Source organism: Exiguobacterium sp. CH10 (genome assembly GCF_018617635.1).
GTDB classification, from domain to species: domain Bacteria; phylum Bacillota; class Bacilli; order Exiguobacteriales; family Exiguobacteriaceae; genus Exiguobacterium; species Exiguobacterium aestuarii_A.
In genome coordinates, this window is record NZ_JACSKO010000001.1 from 798,659 (window position 1) to 820,965 (window position 22,307).

The 22,307-nt window shown below is 50.0% G+C and carries 12 protein-coding genes and 1 pseudogene; all 13 read right to left on the minus strand.

Annotation, left to right across the window (positions count from 1 at the left end):
- Positions 1-157 precede the first annotated feature (157 nt).
- The 13 genes and pseudogenes from KNP04_RS04110 to KNP04_RS04170 all read right to left on the minus strand — a co-directional run bounded on the left by KNP04_RS04110 (position 158) and on the right by KNP04_RS04170 (position 22,178).
- Entirely contained in the window at positions 158-1,588 is a 1,431-nt protein-coding gene (locus tag KNP04_RS04110; protein WP_214874748.1) for an MBOAT family O-acyltransferase, read from the minus strand.
- Positions 1,589-1,646: 58 nt separating this feature from the next.
- Positions 1,647-2,756 carry a non-hydrolyzing UDP-N-acetylglucosamine 2-epimerase gene (gene wecB / locus KNP04_RS04115; RefSeq protein WP_214874749.1) on the minus strand — a complete coding sequence of 370 codons (1,110 nt, stop codon included), beginning with the start codon at positions 2,754-2,756 and terminating at the stop codon, positions 1,647-1,649.
- Positions 2,757-2,836: 80 nt separating this feature from the next.
- A pseudogene (gene tagH / locus KNP04_RS04120) lies at positions 2,837-3,610 on the minus strand (teichoic acids export ABC transporter ATP-binding subunit TagH); the annotation flags it as partial.
- 13 nt (positions 3,611-3,623) lie between these two features.
- Positions 3,624-4,421 carry an ABC transporter permease gene (locus KNP04_RS04125; RefSeq protein WP_214693935.1) on the minus strand — a complete coding sequence of 266 codons (798 nt, stop codon included), beginning with the start codon at positions 4,419-4,421 and terminating at the stop codon, positions 3,624-3,626.
- 17 nt (positions 4,422-4,438) lie between these two features.
- Positions 4,439-5,728, minus strand: a complete 1,290-nt coding sequence (locus KNP04_RS04130; protein ID WP_074036359.1) for a nucleotide sugar dehydrogenase — start codon at positions 5,726-5,728, stop codon at positions 4,439-4,441.
- Positions 5,729-5,873: 145 nt separating this feature from the next.
- Positions 5,874-7,172 (minus strand): glycosyltransferase family 2 protein, encoded by a 1,299-nt coding sequence (locus tag KNP04_RS04135; RefSeq protein ID WP_214874750.1) that lies wholly within the window; start codon positions 7,170-7,172, stop codon positions 5,874-5,876.
- Positions 7,169-7,522: a hypothetical protein gene (locus KNP04_RS04140; protein WP_214820851.1), complete on the minus strand. Its 354-nt coding sequence runs from the start codon at positions 7,520-7,522 to the stop codon at positions 7,169-7,171. The genes KNP04_RS04135 and KNP04_RS04140 overlap by 4 nt, the downstream gene beginning before the upstream one ends.
- Positions 7,523-7,533: 11 nt before the next feature.
- The gene (locus KNP04_RS04145; RefSeq protein ID WP_214874751.1) at positions 7,534-9,495 is read right to left on the minus strand and encodes a hypothetical protein; all 1,962 of its coding nucleotides are present in this window, start codon (positions 9,493-9,495) and stop codon (positions 7,534-7,536) included.
- A 60-nt stretch (positions 9,496-9,555) separates the two neighbouring features.
- On the minus strand, positions 9,556-11,721 hold the full coding sequence (locus KNP04_RS04150) for a glycosyltransferase (RefSeq protein WP_214874752.1): 2,166 nt from the start codon (positions 11,719-11,721) through the stop codon (positions 9,556-9,558).
- Positions 11,718-14,801: a CgeB family protein gene (locus KNP04_RS04155; RefSeq protein ID WP_214874753.1), complete on the minus strand. Its 3,084-nt coding sequence runs from the start codon at positions 14,799-14,801 to the stop codon at positions 11,718-11,720. Before KNP04_RS04155 ends, KNP04_RS04150 begins: the two co-directional genes overlap by 4 nt.
- Before the next feature lie 221 nt (positions 14,802-15,022).
- Positions 15,023-17,089 carry a bifunctional metallophosphatase/5'-nucleotidase gene (locus KNP04_RS04160; protein WP_214874754.1) on the minus strand — a complete coding sequence of 689 codons (2,067 nt, stop codon included), beginning with the start codon at positions 17,087-17,089 and terminating at the stop codon, positions 15,023-15,025.
- A 241-nt stretch (positions 17,090-17,330) separates the two neighbouring features.
- A complete protein-coding gene (locus KNP04_RS04165) occupies positions 17,331-19,442 on the minus strand; it encodes a heparinase II/III family protein (protein WP_214874755.1) in 2,112 nt (703 codons plus the stop codon).
- 171 nt (positions 19,443-19,613) lie between these two features.
- A complete protein-coding gene (locus tag KNP04_RS04170) occupies positions 19,614-22,178 on the minus strand; it encodes an immunoglobulin domain-containing protein (protein WP_214874756.1) in 2,565 nt (854 codons plus the stop codon).
- Between the last annotated feature and the right edge of the window lie 129 nt (positions 22,179-22,307).

Here is a 22,307-nt window from a genome sequence, read left to right on the forward strand (position 1 = left end):
TACAAGTTTTGTTTAACTCGTACTTTCGGCGACCCTGGTTTCCGCAGAGAGTCCCGGAGCCGCATCGCAAACATCGCTGCTGGGTCTCCGTCGGACTCTTATTCTGCAGGAGTCATGTCGCCACGGACGAGTCAAAACCTTGTACTCTCTTTTTTCGTTAGAATCTGAAATAAATAAACGGGTTAAAGCTACTCGCGACGACATACGAAATCGCAAAGATAAAGATGGTTGCCAAGAATCCGATTCGCATGAAGCCAGCCGTGTAGTTGACCCATAGTTTTCTACTGTTTTGTTCAAGCAAGAGCACTTTCTCGCCGAACCATTTCGGAATCGGTGTCGCAGCAATCATCGCAATCGATAGAATCACCCCGTATTGAACGAAGTAGAACATCGCTTCCTGATCCCATACCGGTCCACCGTTCAAATGGAACATGGCCGACAAGTACGAAAGCGCGTATGGGAAGTTATCGGCTCGGAAGAAGACCCAACCGATGATGACGACAAATAGCGTGAACGCATGCGCAAGTGCCGCTGGGAGCGCTTTTAGCCAAGCACCGAGGAACGCTCGCTCCAACATGATGAATACGCCATAATAGGCGCCCCATGCGATAAAGGTCCAACTCGCACCGTGCCAGACACCGGTCAGTACCCAGACGACCGCTAAGTTGCGATAGAGCTTCCACGCACTTCCCCGATTCCCGCCGAGTGGGATGTATACGTAATCTCGGAACCAGCTACCGAGTGAGATATGCCAGCGCCGCCAAAATTCAGAGACGGACTTCGAGATGTACGGATAGTTGAAATTCTCGAGGAAGTGGAACCCAAACATCCGACCTAATCCGATGGCCATATCGGAATATCCGGAGAAGTCAAAGTAGATTTGGAGCGAATAGGCGATAATTCCAATCCAGGCGAGCCCCATCGACATGTTGTCTGTACTTTGTGAGAAAATCTGGTCCGCCACGTATCCGGCATTGTTCGCGAGAAGCATCTTTTTCGCCAAACCGATGACAAACCGTTGCACCCCGCTCGCAAAGTCATCCATCGTCTCTTTACGATCATTGATCTCATCTGCGACCGTCTGATAACGGACAATCGGTCCGGCAATCAATTGTGGGAACAAGGAGATGTATAAAGCAAGGTCGAGAGGGTTCCGTTGAACTTTCCCATCCTTCCGGTATACATCGATCACATAACTCATCGCTTGAAAGGTGAAGAAGGACACACCAATCGGAAGTGGAATTTTCGGGTCGGTCAATTCGAGTCCCGTGATGGCATTCACGTTTTCGATGATGAAGCTCGTGTATTTGAACACAGACAACAGGAGTACGTTGGCCGCGACCATGAGCCCGACGATCCACTTCGCTTTCTTCTTCTCTTCCCGATAGCGGTCAACATAGATTCCGAACAAATAGTTCATCACAATCGACGTCAGCATAACGGCTGTATAAATCGGTTCTCCCCAAGCGTAAAACAAGAGACTGGCAATCAGCAGGATCGTGTTTTTCAAAAAACGTGGAGATACATAGTATAAGATCAAAACAATCGGTAAAAACCAAAATAAAAAAATCGTTGAACTGAAAAGCATGGATTCCCTCCTTTCTCAAAAAAAGAATAGACTGCCCCGAGGGACAGTCTATCATCAATCAACGTGTGAAACGTTCGACGATTGCGTCGACGATTCGGCGTGACGCCTCCCCGTCCCCGTAAGGGTTAGACGCTTTTGCCATACTTTCATATGCGGCTTGATCCGATAACAATTCATCGGCGAGTCCGAAAATGACTTCTTCCTCGACTCCAGCGAGTTTCAACGTTCCTGCTGCAACGCCTTCCGGACGCTCTGTCGTGTCGCGAAGAACGAGAACCGGTACACCGAGTGACGGTGCTTCTTCTTGTACGCCACCTGAATCCGTCAAGATGAGGTGCGAGCGTGATGCGTAGTTGTGGAAATCAAAGACATCGAGCGGTTCAATCAAGTGAACGCGGTCTAGGTCATTTAAGATTTCACCAGCAAGTTCGCGTACGATCGGGTTCATGTGAACCGGGTACACGACTTCGATGTCATCATACTTTTCAATCAAACGACGAACCGCGCGGAACATGTTGCGCATCGGCTCTCCAAGGTTTTCACGACGGTGTGCCGTCAAGAGGACGAGACGCTTGTCTTGACCCGTGATCTCGTTGAGTAACTCACTGTCGTAGTCTTCTTGAACTGTCGTTTTCAAGGCATCGATTGCCGTATTCCCTGTCACGAAAATATCGGCTTCTTTCTTGTTCTCACGAAGCAAGTTTTCAGCTGATGTGTCCGTCGGAGCGAAATGAAGGTCTGCCATGACGCCTGTCAATTGACGGTTCATTTCCTCAGGGTAAGGTGAATACTTGTTGTATGTGCGAAGCCCTGCTTCTACGTGACCGATTGCAATCTGGTTATAGAATGCAGCGAGTGATGCCGCGAACGTCGTCGTCGTATCACCGTGAACGAGAACGATATCCGGTTTCGCTTCTTTCATGACTTCATCAAGTCCGTGAAGGACACGTGTCGTCACATCGAAGAGCGTTTGGTTTTTCTTCATCACGTCCAAATCATAGTCCGGTGTGATTTTGAAAAGTTGAAGGACTTGATCGAGCATCTCACGATGTTGAGCTGTGACGACGACAATCGGTTCGATCCCTTCACGTTGTTTGAGCTCTAACACGAGCGGGGCCATTTTGATAGCCTCAGGGCGTGTACCGAATACGGTCATAACTTTAATCATACAGATTCTCCTTTAAGCGTTTTTCGCGGCAAGATAATCGTCTCACCGACGTCATCCTGGTCCACAATCGTCGTACGTTGCGCCATCTTCTGTTGCTTGAATTCCGATTGACGCTTCGCATCCAACGTGCGGAACCATTTCAAGAATTTCATATACTCGTCTGCGACCTCATCCACGGGTCCATATTCGCGAATCTCTCCGTACTCGAGCCAGATGGCTTGTGTACAGAATTGACGCACTTGGGATACCGAGTGACTGATGAAGAAAATCGTCTTCCCTTGATCTTTGAACTCGTTCATCTTGACGAGACACCGATCGGTGAACGTTTGGTCCCCAACGGACAACGCTTCATCGATGACAAGGATATCAGGGTCGATGTTGATGGAGATGGCGAAGCCAAGACGTGACTTCATCCCGCTCGAGTACGTTTTAACCGGTTGATCGATGAAATCGCCGATATCGGCAAACTCGATAATTTCCGGGGTAATGTCTTTGATTTGCTGCTTGTTCATCCCGAGCATGAGACATTTCAGTTCAATGTTCTCCATCCCCGTCAAATTACCGTTTAGTCCAGAGGAGATGGCAATCAATGACGGTTTGCCTCGAAGCTCGATCCGTCCGTGTGTCGGTGGAATCACGTCAGAGAGAAGGTTCGACATCGTCGATTTCCCAGAACCGTTAATCCCTAAAATCCCGACCACCTCTCCGGGCGGAACTTCGAACGTCACGTTACGAAGCGCATAAAACTGTTTCCCGTTCGCACGGTTGAACAAGACTTCTTTCAATTTGTCACTTTGCTTACGATACAACGTGTATCGCTTCGAGACATTTTCGAATTTGACTTGATAGCTCATACGTCACTGCTCCTTAAATATAGTCGATAAAGTAGCGACGGAAACGCACGTGAATCGCTGAACCAATGAGGAACGTCACGAGGGTGAAGCCCCAGAAGTAAAGACCATAAGTGAGATTTTGCATAATCCAATCCGTTCCGAGGAACATCGAGCGATAGCCTTCTACAAGGTAATAGAGCGGGTTGGCCATCAAAATCAATTCTAGTTTCCCGGACGGTTGCCAAAAAATCGGTAACAGATACAGCATCATCCGAATAATTTGTGACAGCAAATTTTGAAAATCTCGGATGATTGTGGCTAATGCGGAAGTCAACAATGCGAACGCATATAAAAACGCAAGCGCACTGATCAATAAGTACGGGAGGAACAAGATGTTCCATCCTTCACTGATCCCAAACGCCATCATTAAGATAAAGGCGATGACGACCATGGCCACGTGTCGGTATAGCTCCGACAAAATGACATAGGCCGGAATCGTACTGATTGGAAAACTCATCTTCGAGACGAGGGCAATCTTAGAAAAAACGGATCGAGATCCGCTGACAATGGCCGGTCCAAAGAAGAACCATGGCACAATCCCTGAGACGAGCCATGGTAAGAACGGGACATCCCCAACGTCTCGACCCGCACGTAAACCGAATCCGAAGACGAGCCAATAGATGGCGATTTGAATAATTGGTGTGATGATTTCCCACAAGTAGCCAAAATACTGCATCGAGTAACGACTTTTCGTTTCATAGACAGAGAGTCTCAAAATGAGATAGAGACTCTCCCAAAGTTCAATGAAAACTTGTTTCGATGCTTTGATCATATTGGGCACCTAACGGTTTAGGCCAACGTGACTTTCCCGTTGACGTAGTTGTAAAGGTTTCCGTAGTTTACAACGGCAAGGTCGCTGTCATCGGCCTTCACGATATTACGTGTGTCGAAGATCATTGGGCGACGCATCGCGCCGTTCAATTCTGCGAAGTCGAGTGCTTTGAACTCGTTGTGGTCAACGAGGACGAGGACGAGGTCCGCATCTTGGATCGCTTCTTCTTTCGAGACGAGGTCGAAATGTTTCGAAGAAGAGACTTCGACGTGTGGGTCGTGGACGGCTACGTTCATGCCGTCAGCGAGCATCAATTCGATGATGTCGACCGCTGGGCTTTCACGCATGTCGTCGACGTTTCCTTTGTACGTTACGCCGAACGCCGCGATTTTCGCATTGTCTTGTCCTGCGACGAGTTTCTTGACGTTCTCGACGACGTAAGCAGGCATCGATACGTTCGTGTCACGTGACAACTTGATGATCTTCGCGAGGTCTGGTTGCTTCGCGACGATGAAGTATGGGTCGACCGCGAGACAGTGGCCACCTACACCCGGTCCTGGGCTATGCAAGTTGACGCGTGGGTGTTTGTTTGCCATCTCGATGACGTCAAGCACGTTGATGTCGAGGGCGTTACATACTTTCGCGAGTTCGTTCGCGAGGGCGATGTTCACGTCACGGAATGTGTTTTCCATGAGTTTAGACATCTCAGCCGTTTTGGCATCCGTCTTAATGATTTCACCTTTAACGAACGTACCGTACACTTTTGCACCAGCTTCCGCACATGCTTCCGTGATTCCACCGACGATACGGTTGTTGTGAACGAGCTCATGCAAGATTTGTCCTGGGAGGACGCGCTCTGGGCAGTGTACGAGGAAGATGTCTTCGCCGACTGTGAACCCAGCAGCTTCGACGAGCGGCTTCACATGGTCGTCCATCGTACGTGGCTCGATTGTTGATTCCACGATGATGACGTTTCCTTTTTCAACGTGTGGAAGCACGCGTTTCGTTGCTTCAAGAACGTATGTGAGGTCACATGATTTGTGCTCGTCGTCGTTGTTTGGTGTCGGTACCGCGATGATGAACGCGTCCGCTTTTTCTGGCTCGAGTGACGCACGGAATTTACCGTTTGCGACAACTTCTTTCACGACTTCACCAAGACCTGGCTCTTCGATGTGAATCTCGCCACGGTTCAATTTATCCACGACGGACTGATGAATGTCTACACCGAGTACGTCTACGCCATACTGGGCGAAAACGGCTGATGTAGGGAGTCCGATATATCCTAATCCGATTGTACAAACTTTCATAATTGAAATAACCTCCATAGATTAGTGACACGTGTCACCGAATGTTGCAAAACATTTCATATTGTTTAGGATTTCACCAAAAATCAAACCCATTATACTCCCGATACGAATTGAGAAGCAATTACATTTTCATGACAATACTGTATTAACGGGATGGGACCGAGTAAGATTTTACACCTAAATGATGTTCTGTGCATAATGCGACGGCACGCACATCCCCACTACTATAACAAACTTCAGGCAATATTGACCAATTCGGTAGCGACATATTCGCAAACGTCAGTCGCTCAAATTGTTCATCCGTCACATGGCTCCGCAGTTCCTGACGCGTATACGGCGCCATCAAATAGACACGGATGACGACGTCTTCGGGGAATTCGGCAATGAGTGTGCCGGCCCGCTCGAGGTGTTCGCCGATGACGATCCCCCGTTCCGCTGCATGTTGATTCAATATACTAAATGAAAAATAACGAAGCGCTGCTTCCCGTACCGACGCACGGATATACGCGCGTTGTTCAGGAACCGTCTCATAAAATAAACTCATCATCGAGGTCTGAGCGTCGATTTTCCGCTCGATGAAGCGTCGAATCGAGGCTTCTTTCGTCGGAATGGCATCGAGCCGCTTGATGACGGAAAGACGTTGGTCGACCGAGAAGTCTTGACTGACCGCTTGGCGAGAGACAGAACGCTCTCGCACTTGGCGATAATAGATCGCATCCGTCTCGGAAGGCAATATCTTCACTTCAGGCGTATACGTGGAGAACAGCGTTGAGAAATAAACGACATCTTCCCCGCTCCTTAAGGTCGGTTCGTAACGCACTTGTTTCGCATAGACGGCTGGGACAAGTTTACACGCGTTGAGCGTCAGGAGTTGTGACATTTGCTCGTACGTTGTCTCTTGTCCTGTCAGGCGTTCGAACTCCCGATGGAGGGGTGAAGGAAGTGCTTCGCCCGATGGACTACGGTCTTGAATATCGGCAATCACGATTCGATTCGGTAATGCTTGTTCGAATAGTCGCTCGACATAAGTCGGGCTGAACGTATCGTCCTCGTCTAAAAACGTCACATACTGCCGTGTCGACGCGTCAATGCCTTGATTTCGGGCGATACTGACATTCGCCTCTTCAACTTCGAGACGGACGACGTCGACATCTCGACCGAACGACTCACTGACGGCTCGCAATGCCTCACGGTTCGGCCCGTTGAAGACGAGCACCCATTCAATCAATGAGGCATGGATCGTTTGGGCTTCTAGTGACGCAAGGCAAGCACGCAACAATTCTTCCGAATCATGTGAAGCGACGATGACACTGACGCCACGCTTGATGGAAGAACCGTCGAGCCAATTCGGGGTCGGCATCGTCTCAAAGTGACGATTGACGGTCTGCGCCCATGCCTTTTTCTCCAATTGGATGTCGTTTAGCTGTTCCTCATACGTTTTCATGATGGATTCCCTTCACGCTCAATCTTTGTGATGAGCTTACCGGCGAGCGGGATGGCTTTCGCACGATCAATCACATGCTTCATCCGCTCCACTTCTTCCGTCATCGTTTTCACTTTGTTCTGCTCAGAAGCTGCCGTCTTCCGCCACTTTTCGGCGTTCGCTTGGGCTTGACGCAATTCTTTTTCGAGTTCTTTCATCTTTTGGACCGTGTTCTCTTTTCCTCGAATCTGTTTCGCGCCCTCTTCGAGCACTTCTTGTCTCAACGTTTCCATCTGGTCTGTCATCATTTGCAACTGCTCACGTAAAAAAGCATTCTCACGTTCTACATATTCAACTTGTTGACGTTCCATACTCGATGTCCTCAGCTTTCTATGTCCCATGCACCCATTCGGAGACGGACCGCATGTTGATCATTTTGGAATTTGATGGCGAGCTTCATATACTTGGCGTCCAACTCTTTCGGGACACGTTGTTGTAACGTGTTTACTCCCGTCCGAAGCGTTTGACCAAAGGCTGCCTTCTTCAGATTTTTCTTTGCATCATATTGCATGATGTACAATTCAATCGGCGTGTCTTCATCTGACAACAATTCAATCGTCCCTGACACTTGGATGAACGGTGCGTTCCCGAGCGTCGCATCCTTTAAGAACTCACTTGACGGAGGTGAACTGAAGCTCTGGTTAAAGAGCTGGATATATCCATTCTCTCCATGTAACGGCTCGACGTCGACCTCTGCCTTGAATTGATTCTCTCTCAGGCGAAACAACTCTGTGTTGAACGGGACGAAATAGTGATAGATGAACGGTTTGATCGTCACCGATCGCGGTTGGTGCGCTTCTGGAATCTCCAGTTCGACCTGTTCCGTTTCAATCGCCGTCTCTTCCAACAAATGCGACCAGTTTTGCGCCGTCCAGTCATTCCAAATGGACACGACCTGATGGTTCGGCTTGTCGCCCTTCGGCATCGCTTGGCGGACTGAGTCTTCCACGTGAAGGAGCTCATGCATCCGCTCGACTTGGCTCGGCACGACCGCATCGAGCATCAACCGCCAGTTCAGTGGCGCCGGCGTGACGGTCGGTAAGAGCGGTGAATCGCTCCAGGCGAAACTCTCTTTGACCAGATGTGGAGGCGTAAGGCCGAACACTTCATCGAAGGCGACCTTCATGAGGTGACCTTGTCGTTTCAGTTCATATGGTGCTTCTAGAATATGGCCCAGCACGTCACGGTCGAACAGTGGTTGAACGAGCAACATCTCATCCATGAAACCTTGTCGTGCATACGCATGGAAGTGCTCCACTTTCAACTCGAACCACGCCGCCTCGAGACGTCCGCTCCAATCCCGGTCTTCATACGTGTCAAACAATCGTTCCAGCATCGCCTCGACTTGTTCGCGCTCTGCTTCACCAAACCCTTCGAACGGACGAATCGCCCGTCTCGAGAGTTGTTGTTTCGCCTCATGCTCATCCATCGTCTCTTTTAAGAAAATATGCTTGCCGTAAAGCCAGTCCGAACCGTGTTTCCCGATTTCAACGTAGTCCGTATCACGTGTCCGTCCAGTCGGAATCGACTCGTACGCGCTCAAGTTCCCTTCTGTCACATCGAACGACTGTGCCACTCGTTTCGATAGCGACAAGTGGATGTCTGTCACCGGCGGCTCCGCCTCGACAAGTTCGGCTTCCTCAAATAATTGGCGTGCCAGTTCTGCTTCGTTTCCATCTAATGAAGGAACGTGAAGGCGCACCGTCTTCCCTGCCTCGAGTGCAAGCTTGGTGAAGACGAGGTCAAACGCCGAACCCGCAAACGGAAGATTCAAAGTTTGATAAGGTGGAATCGATTGACGTAACGCCTTGATCCACGTCGCATCAAAATCTTCCCGTAATGTGTTCGTCCCCATCGGCAGGTCGTCCCATTTCTCGATGGTCACGTCCCCATCTTTGACAGTGAGACGCTCGCCTGCAGCGAGTCGCTTCACGCCTTGGATGCGCGTGTTACGTCCAAACACATGACCGACAAATCGCATTTGCGAGACAGCTTCAGACGACACTTCCGTTTTACCGGCCCGCTCTGCCACTTGACGGAGCGATGTACCGACGACAATCGGGTCCGTCGTGTAGTAGACCGGGATGACGTTATTGAATGGGACCGTTACGGTGAACGTCTCTTCGAATTGAAGGGAGATATAGTGACCGTGTGGCTCGTCACGTGTTGCGTCAAACCAGCCGATGCGTGCATCGAGCGGTTTTTTCGACAACACATGGGTCACCCCGTCACGCTCTGTCAACTCGACGTGTCGGGTAGTGGCTTCATACAAAAAATAACTCATGGGATGCTCCCCTTCTCTTTGTTTTCAAAAGAAGCAAACCCGCGATGGCGGGCTTGCTGATTATGAATGGACGGCATTCAGTTCTGCTAGTAAGAGCTCCTCTAATTTCGGAGCAAGCGTTTCAATCGCGAAATGGTGATGCGCATACGCTTTATAGGCCTCTGTCGCTTCCAAAAGACGCGCTGAGTCCCCTTTGAACGAACGAATGATGTCGACGCCTTCTAACACGTTTTCCATCAACACATCGTCCGGATAAATCGTCTCACTTCCCGTCCAATGACGGATAATCGGATACGTACCAGACGTCATCGCTTCAGCCGGTGCCAAGTGGAAACTTTCCAAGTCACTCGTCGACAGCACGAAGCCGATTTTCGTCAACCATTCCGGAACGTCATCTCCGTGTCCGTCAAAGCGGACGCTCTCTTTGAAGATTGGTTGCTCCAATCGCTCGAGCAAGCGGTCGTAGTAGGCACGCTCGTCTTCTCGCTTGTTGATCCAGTAGATGTCGTTTGGATGATGGCCTTTGATAAAGAGTTTGTATCGTGGGTCATCTTGTAACAACGTTTCGAGCATATCGAGCGCAAGGTCGAGACGCTTCAATTTCGGGTTGACCCCGATCATACCTAAGTGGAACGTCAAGTCTTCCGTTTCTTTCGGTTGGACGAGACGCTTCCCGTCGACCGCGTTATAAATCATCGTCATCTTGTGACGCGGGATGCGGAAGAGACGATACATCTCCTCAAGCATATATGGCGACACTAAAATGATGCGGTCGATGTTATGAAGATTGTATTCACGTGGGAACGGTGTTTCTTTCTCTTGGCGGTGGATGCGGACGATCATCGTCTGGTGCGGCTTCTTATGATGCGAGTACCAGACGGCATTCCCGAGACCCCATTCACAGAAGATGATGTCTGCTTGCTCGAGACATGCCTTACTGTGATTCACGTCATGAATCTTATGTCCTTCCCATTGGTCAATCAAGACGTTGAAGCGCGGGTTGTTCTGGAAGTAGTCCATGAACAGGCGCAAGAACTTGAAGTCATGACCAGCGAAGAGAAGATTGATCTTTTTCATCGACCAAAGCTCGTCACGAAGACGTGCGTACGTGTTACTGAACGTATAATACTGCGACATCTCATAGAGACGCTTCGCCGCGTCAGCGTACACATCCTCATCTGTAAGCGCGAGACGCGCCTTCTCAATGAATGCTTCTTCCGAGTTGACGAAGAGCGGATAGTCTTCCCCGAGAATGAGTTCGTGCATCGGGTTACGGTTCAAGAGGACCGGTTTACCGAGCGAACCGTATTCGAGCAATTTCGTCGAAAGCTCAAGACTCGCGTCGAGTTCAGGATGACGCCACGATACACCGATCGCACTACGGTCGATGAGCGTCTCGACGTCCGCTCGCGGAATCCCTTTGAGCCAATGAATCCCTTCCTCCGACTTCAGACGCGCTAACGTCTCTTGTTTGAAGTTCGGGTTGTTCGGGTCTTGGTTGAACTTGTCGCCCGCAATATGAAGCTCGGCCGGATACGTCTCGCGTAACTTCGCGAATGCGTCTAAAATCTCGGTCGTGTACCAAAGCGGCGCGAACTTCCCTGTATAGACGAGGCGGTCGTTCGGTTTCATGAACGTCGGCTGCGTCCCCTTCCCGTTCGGAATCATCGGATTCAGAATCAAGAACGGGCGGTCCGTCGGCAAGAACGACTCGAAGTACGTCTTCATCGCCTCGGTTTGACAAAGCATACGGGCCGAACGCGACGCAATCTGACGAAGGCGTGCGAGTTCTTCTTCCGACGCTTGTGTATGGTCGTGCGTGAAATCCGTGATATATGTCCACGTCTTCGCCATCGTCTGTTCATATTGAGACAGATCATACGCCAACTGGAATCCACGGACGAACGCCAAGTCATATCCGTCTTTTGTCATCAACTCATCGATCACTTGTGCTGCCTCATCCGCTTGAAGGACGCCACGTTCGTGATAAGGCGTCCCTTTCTTCGGTGAGTTCGCTCCGAACAAATCGATGAAGCGAACGTTCGGCAACTCTTTGATGCCTGCCGTGACTTCTGGTTTGGTGATTGAGCGTTTGAGGAGGACATCGACGTGAATCGATGGGTCCTGCTTCAACATCGAGACGACGGAAGTCAGCCAGATGGCCGACCCGTCAATCAAGTTTAAGTTGACATCCCCATAAACGAGGACGCGAAGTGGTGTCGTCATAATTGTACCTCCTGAGCGACTGCTGTTGGCATCTCGCTCCCTGCTTTTACATATTGATATGGGTCTGTACTAAAGATTCGTTCACCGGATTGAGCCAACTCTTTTAGCGTCGCATCTGTCGCGAGGACGTCAAGCGCTTCCCGGACACTATAGAAGCGGAGAACGTCCGGCTTCATGATCGAACGTGAAGGCGTCGCGTCGAACACATAGCGATATGTGCCGTCCGAATCGACCTTCTCGAGCGAATCGTTCCAAGTGAAGTAGTCCTCTTTCGTCAAAATGTTCGCTTCCGCATAGCGCGTCGCCAACATGTAGTCGGAGATGTAAGAAGGACCATAGTAATCTGTCGTCTGAATGTAGGCCATCCAATCAAAGCCGTCCATGATTTCAGACAAGGCGTTGTACTGCGGCAAGTAGCTGAGCATGAATGTCGAGATATCCTCGGTGTTGTATGCCTCGTATACATCTAAATGTCCTTCGAACTTGTCGAGGAAGACGACGAGATGTTTGTGCTCATAATCCTGTGCACGGAACGTGTCGACGACACGGTTCATCTCTTCTGTCGAGCGGACGAATGCGACGAGCGCGACTTTCGGATGGTCGACGCGATACGGAAGACCGATCGTGCTGACGACTTGTGCGAGACGTTGCGTGTACGTGTGGTTCTTGAGCACGTGACGCATGCCACCCATCGCCACGTCCTCATAGAACGCATCGTCAGTGAGCAATTTACGGAACGTCTCTTCGAGCATCTCATCGCCCTCATCGAGGAAGACATAGTCGCCGAGCATCTGCTTGACACCGACCGAACGCGTACTGACGACCGGTGTCGCACATGCAAGTCCTTCAAAGACACGGCGTGAGAACATCGTCGGTGAATCGTTGACCGAGTTGACGTTCAGCATGACTTTAAAGCCTTTATACGCTTTGGCGATTTGATTATATTTCAAGCTACCACGGATCGATTGACGGAACTGTTCAGGGAACTGAAGCTGGTCCGTCTCGCCACGCTGGTTCATCTCGTAGTTGCGGTCATAAATGACGAGACCATACTTGTCAGCAGCTGCGAACAAGCGGTCCATGTCAATCCGACGCGACTCGTGACGATTGGCGTAATAAGAGCCCGCGAAACAAGCGTACGGTTCACGCGTGCCCGGAAGGCGAATCGGGTTATGCTCTTTCGGCTGTGCCGCAAACGGCAATGCGCCGACACGATCATGTCCGCAGTCACGCTTATAGTTCTCGAGGATGTTCGCATCCGTCGTATAGACGAAGTCGAAGCGTTTCGCCGTCTCGATGAAGCGGTCGTAGTGAATCGGGTCCTCTTTGTTCCAGAAGACGGTCGGCACATTGTTCAGACGGCACCAGTCAAGAAGTGCATCGAGGTCTTCCCACGTGTTCGTCCCATATTTGACGATCTTCTTCTCCCACGTCTTGTCGTTCCCTTTCCATGCGGACTCGACCATGAGGAAGTCAGGCTGACGGTCAGCCAAGACGGCTGGCCAATCGTCTGGTGAGAAGGTGATCAACTCACATTCTGGACGATACGATGCCGTCGTGAACTCATCGAAGATGGCCGCGACTTTCATCTCATGCAACTCACGTGGTGTCGTCTCAAATAGACGTGCCTCACGCGGGTCCACCCATTCCGGCACTTGCGTGCGGTCGGTGATGATCTCTTCACTGACACGGATGCCTGTGACGAGTGTCTCACCTTGTCCATCCACACGGAGGGCAAAACGGAGGTAGCGGACATCTTTTCCGAATTCGAAAATCTTCTCGCTACCGAGCTGAACTTGTTGCATCGACAATCGTTCCGTCAAAGAGTACGAAATGATATAAAGGACGACGCCTGTATTCGCACCGAGCTCGCCATCGACTGTGACGCGATAGCGATGGTTCGGTCGGACCGTATACGGGTTCTCTTTCGGGAGAACCGTGAAGCGGTTATTCGTCTCCATATAAGAAACGTAACGGCGTACGTCTGGCTCGACGTCCAAGACAAGACGAAGACCGTTCGGATCTTGTTTCAATTTAATCGACTCCGGTGTCGGAATCGTCCAATACGTTGGATCTAAATCGAACTGCTCCGTACGACGGACACTGTTCTCACGGATGACACCAAGCTTGAGGTCTGAAATCACACCATCACCGTAGAAACGAATGAAGTAACGGACCGATTCGTGGCTAGGTGTCAGGCTCAAGACGTTACTGAAGCCAAGTGGTACTTCAATCAGTTGATCACGTTCGCCGTGTGCATACGTCGCCACAAACAATGTCGCTTTCGCCGTTTGAGACGCATCTCCTTTTAAATAGAAGCGATAGACATAGTCGTCCATATCGGCAAGCGAGAAGTCGATACCGCGCTTCGTATCCACGTGTGGAAGAGCCGCTTCTTGCACGCCGTAGTGCTCGTACTGACTACCTTGTCCTGTCACGATGATGGCCTCGTCTGAAAAGTCGACAATGCGTCCAACAGGAGAAATCAATTCAAGCGTCGAGGCATCAAGCTCGATCATCGCGTCAAAGTCGGCATCGGCAACGGCACTACCCATCCCTTCCACGTTCCATAGCGGTTGGCCATCAACGAGGAGTGATTGGATGAGGGCGCGACCCTTACCTTGTGTTTGAATGACGAAGCGTGTCTTCGCCTCATTTTCACGAAGGGCGACTGTCGTGCGAACACCGTCACTCACACGGACGACACGCGTCCGTTCTTCGTCGTTATACAACATCACGAGTAGTGTGACTTCGATGTCACCACTTTTTTCAACGTTCAAGCTCGCGTCAAATTCACGAATCGACGGGTTGAGCTGGAACGAATCCGGGCCAGGGACGCCACGGAACGACGAGGCACGTTCGCCATACGTCAAAAATTGCTTCTCAGCCATCGTTGAAACGAGCGCTGCACCATCGAGTTCGTAGTTTGCAGATGTACGTGCGTACCAAGATGGGACGACCTCGACGAACTGTCTCGTCTGGACTTGCGTCTGTGTCCCTTTCATCAACCGACGACCGATGCGTTTGCCGCGCTGCATGCCTAAATAGACACCGCGTTTCACTTTTCGTTTCCAACTCATGGGGGTTCCTCCAAATTCATTATGGCATCGTTTTCTCTTTAGCCGATGCCCTGTTATTTGAAACATCACGTTTCGACACCCATTGATTATAGCAAACGCTCAATTCAAAAGGCAAAATCAACTGAATGACAAATCGAATACAAAGAGGACATATTGTTTGTTTCGATTGAATTCACAACAAAAATCAGGACACCCGTAAAGGATGTCCTGATTGAACCATCTTATTTTGCTACGTCGACGATACGACCTTCAACCGTTGGTGTGATCTCACCAAGGTCGAGCATGTGGTCGCGGAGGTTTTCCCAGTCGCTAAGACCGAGGTCCGTCACACGTGCATCTTTGAATGCTGCTTCGAACTCGACATAGTTGTCGCCGCCCGTCGCTGTGTAGTAGTTTGTCGCAACTTTATACATACCGTTCGGGTCGATGGCAACATCAGTCGTTCCGTTGTTGTATGTCACTTTCACGATACGTTCGTTCGCTGGTTTCGAGCTGTCGAACTCGACTTTCAATCCTGATACTTGGAGGAAGCCGCCGCTCTCACGTGGGTAAACACTCACGCTGCGTTCGAGTGCCGCGAGCAACTCAGAACCTTTGAGATTCATGACAGCAAGCGTGTTACCGAACGGAAGGACCGTGATGACTTCACCTGTCGTGACAGGACCTGCATCGATGCTTGAACGAATACCGCCTGAGTTTTGAACTGCCGCGATAACATCTGCATCGTAGTCTTTCGCTTTCTCGAGCATGCCGTCTGCGATCAAGTTACCGAGAGCCGTCTCTTGTTTACGCACACTTGGGGCTGAGATGTCACCTTCGTCACGTGGGTTTTCAAGTGCCGCTGTCAACGTGACACCGATCGGGTCGTTGCTGATCTTGTCGACATCTTCTTTAAATGGTGCAAGAAGTGAAACCGCGCGAGCGTCTGGCTCGAGTACTTTCACGTCGATCAACTTACCAGCATGTGAAACGATTTTTCCGTCTTTGTCGAACTCGACATCAAGCGTACCGAGGAATTCACTGTACTGGAAGGCTTGAACGATGAGCGTCGGCTCTGTTTTATTTTCTGAGATGACAACAGGTGTGCTCAAGCGTGAATGCGTGTGGCCACCGATGATGACATCGATGCCGTCAACGTTTTCAGCGAGAAGCAAGTCGTTGTCGACTGTCGGGTTGTCGTTGTAACCGAGGTGCGAGACCGCGACGATTTGATGGACGCCCATGTCTTCGAACGCCTTGACCGCTTTCTTCGCCTCATCGATATAGTTTTGGAACTTGATTGGACCTGGGCTAGCGATGTCAGCCGTTTCTTCTGTCGTCAAACCGAAGAATCCGACTTTTTTCCCGTCAACCACTTTGATGACGCCCTCATAGAGACGACCGTTGTAAGCCTTCTCAGTCGTTTCATCACGGTACAAGTTCTTCATGTACTGATCGCCAGAATAATCGACGTTCGAGCTGACGAACGGGAAGTTCGCATAACGAACGAATTGTGACAATTCTTTATGACCTTCTTCTGTTCCGAGGTCGAACTCGTGGTTACCAGGTACCATCAAGTCGTACTTCATGTAGTTCATCAACTTGAGGTCAGCTTGTCCTTTGAACTCGTTGAAGTAAAGTGAACCAGAGAAGACGTCTCCCGCATCGATCAACAAGCTATCTGGTTTTTCAGCACGAACTTGTTTGACAGCTGTCGCACGGTTCGGAGCGTACTTGAGCGCCGCATGCGTATCGTTCGTATGCATAATTGAGAGGTCGTATCCTTCTACTTTATAAGGAACGTCGAGTGTCACGGTGCGGCCTTTATGCGTGTAAGAAGCCGTCGCGACGAATTCACCAATCTTGTCTGTCGAAAGGTTTGTCCATTTCACCGGTTGACGGAGGACACGGTCGACAAATTGGATTTGAAGCGTGTTCAACTGGCCAGTCAATTGCTCGCCATGTTTGAACGTCCAGTCCCCTTTTGGAGGAATGATGGCTTTCGGATAGTTAACGACGCGTACTTTTTTCTCGAAGTACTGGTTCTTCCATTTAATGTATCCTTTAGCAACTTGATATGTACCGAGTTTGTCCATGTCGACTGTCGATTTGTACCAATAGATTTTGTTACCTTGATACGTTTTGTCGAGCGCTGCGTCAAGATCCCCGTCTGTGACGAAAGCCGCTTTCAACTTGATTGTCTTTTTGGCAGGAGCCGCTTCTGTCACGACCGCCGGGGCGATCACCGATGCCGTGAGCGTTGCTGCGAGCATTCCTTGATAGAACTTGCGTGTTTTTGAGTTCAACATGCAGATATTCCTCCTTTGAATATGTATGAGTCGACCGTACCGAAGTCACACCCTCGATTTTCACCCCCTCTGACAGATGTCTGACATCAAGCCAATGGAAGCGATTACAAAACCTGTATAGACTTCATCTTTAAAGATACGCAATCTCACAAAATAACACAATTACTTTTCTGTAAATATTTCGTTATTTCTTGTCAGAATTGAAAAAGAAGATACCAATTGGCATCTCCTCCTCATTTCCTTATAGCGTCTCACTTATTTCCTCACTCACACCTTTCGGCATTTCGACGGTACGAGATTGTCCGTTCGACAAGGAGTAGTTCACGACGTAAGCCGTCTCCGTCTCCATTACGTTCGAGAACGTAACGCGCGTCCCTGTCTTCGAAAGATGGAACAAGGTGACGAACGAGGTTCCTTTTCCAGTTTTTGTCGAAACGACTTGGTGACGTGGCTTCCATTCGAAATCACGATAGGCGACAAAACTCGGTTCGATTCGCACCGTCCCCGTCGAAGCGATCGGCAGTTGAATCATTTGGAGCGTTCGCCCTTCCGCATCACGGAAAAGCATTTCACCCTCACGTTCTTCAACTGGTTCAAGACCGACTCCGAGATGGAATCGTTGCGTGAACGGGACGCGGGCGTCACTTTGAATCGTATCCGCGACGAGCACGGTGCCGTCTAAATCGTGTGCGATGCTCCGCGTATGATGAATCCCTTGCCCCATCAAGTCACTGAATCCGCTCGCACGTTGTAATCCATCGACTTCCTCGACCGAAGTGATCCCGCTTTTCCCGATCGTGCTCGAATGGAGCGTGAGCTGACGAGATCCCATGTTCACCGTGTTATGCGCTTCGACACGGACAGCGGTATCTCGCTCCGGTCGGTTCGTATACCCATATCGTCCGGTCTCAACGATAAAATCGCGGCCGTAACCGTACAGGTCGATGCTGAGATCATCTTGATGTTTATGGGCCGTATTATGGAACCCTGCCGTCATCATGAGCAAGACCGCATCGACGAAGGGCTCATTCTCTCCCCAATGTTCGCGCAACACCGCGTATTGCGTATCGAGTTGCTTCACGCGTTCCGTCGGTCTTGTCCCTTCCGCTCCTCCCGTCACCGCATAGAGCAGTTCAGGATAGTCACGCAATGTCGAAATCATCGACGTCGTCCGCGGTTCCCCCGTCGTGTCTCCGAAGAGTGGAAGCGTCCGGTTTGGTTTCATCAAATGGACGAGCGTCTCTGGCATTCGTTTGACGGCCTCTAAGCGAGTGGATGTCACGAAGCCGTTCGCTTCGATCCATCGGTTGAAGCGATACAGCATCTCATACGTATACACCTGATAACCCGGCGAATGCTCCAGATGGACGTTGTCAGGACTTAAGGAGTGGTCCAACTGTGTCGTCAACCGCGTAGTCGCAAGCTCATTCCAAACACTTGATTGTTCGAGCTCAGGGAACGTCTGGGCGATATCGGTCAACGCCATGTCTTGGAAGATCCCGTGATTGTGTCGCTCCCGATAAAACTTCGCGTCCGCCAGGATTTCGCCGTGCCCTTCGATCGTTCGGAGCACGCGAGCGCTGAACGTTGCGTCATTATTTAAAGGAGACTTCTTGTATTGATTCCAAAAGTTGATGAGATGAAATGTTCGAATCGCCGTCCCTTGTTGGTGATACGCGTTCGGGTAACGACGATACGAGTCGGTCGGATATTGCTTGACCCAACTATCGACGAATGCCTTTCCGTAAGCTAAATAGCTCGTGTCTTTCGTATAGTGATACGCCATCGTCAGTTGGTTCAATACCATCCAGTACTGCATTTGGAACATGAACGACGTCGAATCACCGACAGTGATGTCACGCTCCCAGTCGAACGTGTGAACGTCTTCCACGATTTGTTTGCCCGGGGTTGCCCCGATGCGCCACACCCCGTTCATGGCCGAGTCTGCTTGACTAACGGCTTGCGATTTTGTCAGAAATCCATAGTAATACGGGACCTCACGTCTTTCGACACGCGCCGTATAGTTATGAAGCAATCGTTCGTATTGTCCGTCAGAGACGACAGCTTTCGTCAATAGTTGAGCCTTCAGCGGGATCTCTTGCTTTTTGACGTACGTGCGTCGCCCGTTCACCTCGACTTGATAATAGCCACCAGACACACCGACGACCGCATATTGTTCATTCGGAAGCAGTTTCCCGACCGGCTTCATCGTCTTATCCGGCAACAATCGATACACGGTTGTTTCTTTTGATACTTCTGTAAAGAACGGACGTGCCACCTCTTCTGCACCAACAGAAGTTGTCGTGAGAAGTAGCGCCGTGGAAAAGAGCGCACCTTTTACATATGTATTCATCCAATACCTCATTTATCTTTTTTTACCATCATAACATGATTAAAAGGGATTTTTTTCAAAAAGAAGAAAAGCGAATTTTAAATTTGACTATGTAACAAAAACTTACATTAACCAATCATAAAACCTATATAAAAAACGTCTATCCCAATTGAATGAGATAGACGTTGAATGTTAGCGCACCGTGACGTAAATCGTCTGTGAACGACCTTTTGGCGTCGTCATCCGAACCGTCAAACGTGCGCCTGATTTTTGAGCTGCCATCGAGACAGATGTCGTTTTTGACGTCACCGTCTTCGATGCGAGGAGTGTGGATCCGCGATGGATTGTCACTTTGCCATAATCGATGTTGGCGTTCACCGTGACAGAACGTGACGAGCTCGTCGGCGTCGTCACCGTGAACTTCGGTGTCAGCCCCGCCTTCACGTAGACCGTCTGAACGAAACGATACACACCTCGCTTACTGACGAGTGTGACTTTCGACTTGATCGGTTGAGGCGCCAAGTTCATGACGACACGTCCTGTCGATGAACTCTTCCCGCTCGCAATCCGTGTCGAGCCGTTTTGCAACGTGACAGAGCTGTTTGGAAGTACCATACCGATCCATGTCTTTTGCTCGTCATGGAGACGGATGTTGCTGAACGTGACTTTCGGTAACGCAAGACGCGTATCTAGCTTTTGACCTCCACGGACGAGACGAACGAGGACGATATCACCAGGTCGTGCCGGAACTGTGAATCGCGTCGAGGAGACCGGCGTCGCCGTCGTACGTTTGCCATTGATATAGAACTGAAGGTCCGCCTTCACGTCACGACGAACGCTCACGACCGTATGTGTCGCCGTCATTGCGACATCTGTCACTTGAAGAATCGTCGGTCCGACTGCAACAACACGATGCTCCGTTGTTGTCGAGCGGTCTCCTGCCGTAGCGACAGTACGAATGACGTCACCATCTTGAAGTGCCTTCGGTAACACAAGCGTGCGACCGTCCCCGACGAGCACGTCGTTGACATACGTCTTGTACGTAATGCCTTTAGCTGTAGACGCATAGGATAATGTCGCATCCCCTGCGTTCGGCGTAACCTGGAACGTGAAGGTCGGTTCAGCCCGCTCAAAGACCACAAGCTCCTTCTCCACCCCTTCCGTGCTCGCTGGTGCATACGTCACGCTGACGCCTTTTGCGAGCGGATCGACTGTTCCCGTCACGCGCGCAATGCCTGAGGCGTCTGCTTGAATCGTGTCGTACCACGAATGAAACTGTTCTTTGACGAAGACATCAATTTTCCCGTTCGGCACGGTTTTAAACATGACACCCGTTTCGACAGAGTCTCCTAACACTTCAATCGTGTTGGCTTCTGGATTCGGAACCGGTACGGTGAACGGTTGGCGATACACCGCTGTCCTGCTCGCCAGGCTCGTCACCGTGAACGTCGTCCCTGGCGCTAGTCGTTCCGTCGTCATTCGGAATTCACCAGATAACGTCGCTTTCGTTGAATATTGGATCGGTTCTTTTCCGTCTTGATGAACTCGTACCGTCACACCTGCGCGTGGTGCCGTTTGTCCAACGATTTCACCCGCAAGTCCAAATTTACGAATCGAAACATCCCCAAGATTGTAGGAGAAGAGCGTCCCACTGAACGTTTTCCCCATGTACGTGAGGTCATAGTTGACGTCTGTTACGTACGAAAATACTTGTGGTGAAGTGACTTCATTCGATTTATTCGTTCTTAAGCGCTCAAACGGAATCGTTTCGGTCACCCCGTCCAGATTTGTCGATTTGAACGTTATTGGATATGCGCGGTCGACATATAGGTATGGGTCACCTTCCGTGTTTGCCCCTTTATCCACTTCGAATTCTAGTTGCGTTGGCATTTGTTTATAAGAAGAAAGCGGAATCGTCTGATCCGAGAACGCTAAAACGCCAGGGAATAGCGTCGGGTAGACGATTGGATCATACGTCTTCAATTCTCCAGTTGCAGTATGTAAGACCCCATACATACCTTGCGAATACCAATGCAAGAACCCATCTTCTTCTGCATACTGTACGTTATACCACTCAGGAAGCGCGACAAGCTGTCGTTGTGCCTCAAGATAGACATAACCTTGTTCCGGATAAGCGATGACACCGTCAAAGGCGAGCGCTTCTTTGTCACGGACTTGGACCTTCACATCAAAGGTTTGAGTTGACTCCGTTTCACCTGTCACTGCGTTCACACGGTCAATTTTTAACAAGTCATGCTGTGCCGCAATGACGGTCTGACCATTGGTAGATAACGTGACGGCGGTCCCGAGGTCGGAACGCTTCCAAAGGACATCACCTTGAAGGTTCGTCATGATCACTTCTGTCCACGTCGCCCATAAAAGTCGATCGTGCGAGACGTCTGCTCCGACGATTCGATAATTTTCTGGGACATGATGCGATGTGATTTGACCATCAAGATCAATGATGTAACTGCTCGTTGAACAAATACCACATCCGATGGTAAGGACAAGATGCTGACCGTCCACACTCATCACAGCATTTTTATCATTAGACCAGTGTAAATCCAATTCGGCCGATAACGGAATGCGTTCCCCCGTCACCACGTGATAAAGTTGCTTTCCATCCATTGTGATGACGTAAGGACTGTTAGAGATTCGATAATGGTTCGGAAGCGGCTCACCCGCTTCTACCGAATCAGGCAAACTGAATATAGGAAGAAAAACGGCAATCAGAAGTACCCACAACAATTGTTTCACGTACATTTCCTCTTTTCTTAAAAAATGGTAAAAGATTAATTTGATGACAATAAAAGTATAATTTGTTTTGTAGAAAAGGGGAATTGTTTTTTAGGATAAAAACAAAAAACCGATAGTGCCGAGGCACTA

What these genes read in the sequence shown, in the direction of transcription:
- KNP04_RS04165 (WP_214874755.1), bottom strand. Translation starts at nt 19,442, where the DNA reads ATGAATACATATGTAAAAGGTGCGCTCTTTTCCACGGCGCTACTTCTC.
- KNP04_RS04110 (WP_214874748.1), bottom strand. Translation starts at nt 1,588, where the DNA reads ATGCTTTTCAGTTCAACGATTTTTTTATTTTGGTTTTTACCGATTGTT.
- KNP04_RS04145 (WP_214874751.1), bottom strand. Translation starts at nt 9,495, where the DNA reads ATGAGTTATTTTTTGTATGAAGCCACTACCCGACACGTCGAGTTGACA.
- KNP04_RS04125 (WP_214693935.1), bottom strand. Translation starts at nt 4,421, where the DNA reads ATGATCAAAGCATCGAAACAAGTTTTCATTGAACTTTGGGAGAGTCTC.
- KNP04_RS04140 (WP_214820851.1), bottom strand. Translation starts at nt 7,522, where the DNA reads ATGGAACGTCAACAAGTTGAATATGTAGAACGTGAGAATGCTTTTTTA.
- KNP04_RS04155 (WP_214874753.1), bottom strand. Translation starts at nt 14,801, where the DNA reads ATGAGTTGGAAACGAAAAGTGAAACGCGGTGTCTATTTAGGCATGCAG.
- KNP04_RS04150 (WP_214874752.1), bottom strand. Translation starts at nt 11,721, where the DNA reads ATGACGACACCACTTCGCGTCCTCGTTTATGGGGATGTCAACTTAAAC.
- KNP04_RS04160 (WP_214874754.1), bottom strand. Translation starts at nt 17,089, where the DNA reads ATGTTGAACTCAAAAACACGCAAGTTCTATCAAGGAATGCTCGCAGCA.
- KNP04_RS04130 (WP_074036359.1), bottom strand. Translation starts at nt 5,728, where the DNA reads ATGAAAGTTTGTACAATCGGATTAGGATATATCGGACTCCCTACATCA.
- wecB (WP_214874749.1), bottom strand. Translation starts at nt 2,756, where the DNA reads ATGATTAAAGTTATGACCGTATTCGGTACACGCCCTGAGGCTATCAAA.
- KNP04_RS04135 (WP_214874750.1), bottom strand. Translation starts at nt 7,172, where the DNA reads ATGAAAACGTATGAGGAACAGCTAAACGACATCCAATTGGAGAAAAAG.